At 75.5% G+C, this 2,597-nt stretch carries 3 protein-coding genes; all 3 read right to left on the bottom strand.

Features of this window, described 5'->3' with window-relative positions:
• On the bottom strand, positions 1 to 1,525 hold a 1,525-nt coding region (locus AC0CYZ_RS00225), incomplete at its 3' end, for a xanthine dehydrogenase family protein molybdopterin-binding subunit (RefSeq protein ID WP_472210821.1).
• The gene (locus AC0CYZ_RS00220; protein ID WP_472210818.1) at positions 1,525 to 2,289 is read right to left on the bottom strand and encodes an SDR family NAD(P)-dependent oxidoreductase; all 765 of its coding nucleotides are present in this window, start codon (positions 2,287 to 2,289) and stop codon (positions 1,525 to 1,527) included. The genes AC0CYZ_RS00220 and AC0CYZ_RS00225, both read right to left, overlap by 1 nt.
• An 11-nt stretch (positions 2,290 to 2,300) precedes the next feature.
• Positions 2,301 to 2,597: MBL fold metallo-hydrolase (locus tag AC0CYZ_RS00215; protein ID WP_472210815.1), on the bottom strand; the 297-nt coding region annotated here is incomplete at its 5' end.

Genomic DNA, 2,597 nt, shown 5'->3' with positions numbered 1-2,597 from the left:
CCTGGCCCTGGGACGTGACGCCCGAGAACACCGTGACGCGCCCGTCGGGGTTGACCCGCACCGTGCACGCGTCGTGGCCGGTCCGGAACGGCATCCGCGGCCCTGCCGACGCGGCGCGGCCCAGGCCGGTGAGCTCGTTGTAGATCCCGACCCCGATCCCGATCGGCCGCTCCCCGGCCTCCCGGCGGCGGGCCTGCTCGGCCCGCCAGCGCCCGACGTCGAACACCTCGACGGCGCGGTCGAGGCAGGCCTCGTAGGCCCCGGAGTCGTCGACGAGCCGCGACGGCATCCGGTAGGGGACGTCGGCGGGCAGGATCAGGTTGCGGCGCCGCAGGGCGATCGGGTCCATCCCGAGGGCCCGGGCGCCGGAGTCCATGAGGCCCTCCATCGCGAATACCGTCGAGGGGCGCGCGACCCCGCGGTAGGGGCCGGACGGACTGGTGTTCGTCGCGACGCCGCGGACGGTGCACTCGTAGTGGGCCAGCTTGTACGGGCCGGTGAGCAGGCCACCGGCCATCAGCGGCTCGATCCCGGCGGTCCACGGGTAGACCGAGTACGCCCCGGTGTTGCACCAGACGTCGGCGGCGACGGCGAGCAGCTCCCCGTCGGCGGCGAACCCGGCGCGCAGCACGTAGCGGTGGTCGCGGGCGTGGGTCGCCGCGAGCAGGTGCTCGACGCGGTCCTCGACCCACTTCAGCGCCGTGTCCGGCATCGCCATCGCCATGAGGCAGAGCGCGACGTCCTCGGGGTAGAGCACGGCCTTGACGCCGAACCCGCCCCCGACGTCGGGTGCGATCACCCGGATGTCGCCCTCGGGCAGGCCGAGCAGCTCGGCGAGCTGGGTGCGCACGAGGTGGGGCACCTGGGTGCCGGACCAGAACGTGAGCCGCCGGTCGGCGGCCTCGAAGCGGGCGACCCCGGCGCGGCACTCGATGGGGTTGCCGGCGTGCCGGTTGGTGGTGAGCTCCCGCTCGACGACGACGTCCGCGCGGGCGAGCGCGTCGGTGGCGTCACCCGCCCGGAAGGTGCGCGAGAGCAGCAGGTTGTCCGGGGCCTCGTCGTGCACGGGGTCGGTGACGTCGGCCGGGTCGGTCCAGGCGCAGACGGTCGGCGCCAGCGGCTCGTAGTCGACGTCCACGCCCTCGGCGCCGTCCTCGGCGCGGTAGCGGTCGTCGGCGACGACCGCGGCGACGGCCTCCCCGGCGAAGCGGACCTTCCCGCGGGCCAGCGGCGGCTGGTCGGTCTCGACGTAGCCGGGCAGCGCCGACTGCGCGCGCAGCGACACGGCGCGCATCGCCGGGTGCTCGCCGGTGAACACGGCGTGCACGCCCTCGACGTCGAGGGCCTCGGTGGTGTCGACGGCCCCCAGCCGTGCGTGGGCCACCGGGCTGCGGACGAACGCCACGTGGCGCATCCGCGGCAGCACCAGGTCGGAGACGTAGCGGCCGCGGCCGGTGAGCAGCCGCGCGTCCTCCTTGCGGCGGACCGCGGTCCCGCTGGCGGGGACGTGCGTGTCGGTGCTCATCACGGCATCGCGAACCCGCCGTTGACCGACAGGACCTGGCCCGTCGTCCACGACGAGCACGGGGACGCGAGCAGCAGGATCGTCGGGGTCACGTCCTCGGGGCGCCCGAGGCGGCGCAGCGGGTAGAGCGCGGTGATCTTCTTGAGCCGCTCGTCGTCGGTGCCGCCGGTGTGGGCGGCGAAGTTGTCGGTCTGCACGAGCCCGAGGGACACCGCGTTGGCGCGCACCCCGTGGCGAGCGAGCTCCTTGGCCAGCGACTTGGTCAGCCCGAGGGTCGACGAGCGCGCGGTCGCGGTGACCAGCAGCCCCGACTCGCCGACGCGCCCGGAGTCGCCCATGAGCGAGACGATCGACCCGCCGCCGTGGTCGGCCATCCGCTGCGCGACGGCATGGGAGATGCGCAGGGTGCCGGTGACGGTCACGTCGATCTCGGCGGCGAAGTCGGCCGCGGAGCGCTCGAGGAACCGCCCGCGGCTGGTGACGGCCGCGTTGTTGACCAGCACCCCGATCGGGCCGAGCTCGGACTCGACGGTGTCGAGCGCGCGGGCGACCGAGGCGTCGTCGCGGGTGTCGACGCCGACCGCGATCGCCTTGACCCCGGCGGCGCGCGCGGCCTCGGCGGCCTGCTCGGCGCCCTCGCCGGAGGTGTGGTGGCCGAAGGCGACCTGGGCGCCCTCGGCGGCGAAGGCCTCGCCGATCGCACGGCCGAGGCCCTGGCCGGCGCCGGTGACCAGCACGGTGGTGCCGGCGAGCTGCAGATCCATTCCGGTGCTCCTCAGACGGTGGTGAAGCGGCGGCGCTCGCCGAAGGTGACGACCCGGCCGAAGGCCAGGCCCGGGCAGTGGGCGGGGGCGACGCGGTCGTCGGTGTCGGTGACCTCGTCGCCGAGCCGGTTGCGCAACGCCTGCGCGGCGGCGGGGTCGACGTCGACGGTGGCCTGCCAGTCGGGCTCGGCGAGCTCCACCACCGAGTGCGCGACGTCGCCGATCAGCAGCGCGCGCTGCCCGCCGCCGGACACCACGTAGGTCGTCGAGCCGGGCGTGTGGCCGGGCGTCGGGCGCGCGTCGAGGCC

It is taken from the genome of Actinomycetospora sp. (assembly GCF_055612215.1).
Note: the sequence above shows the minus strand (reverse complement) of the source record. Positions and strands in the feature narration are given on the sequence as shown.

Bases quoted from the DNA above. Each gene is read 5' to 3' on its own strand.
- AC0CYZ_RS00220 (WP_472210818.1), bottom strand. From the start codon at position 2,289: ATGGATCTGCAGCTCGCCGGCACCACCGTGCTGGTCACCGGCGCCGGC.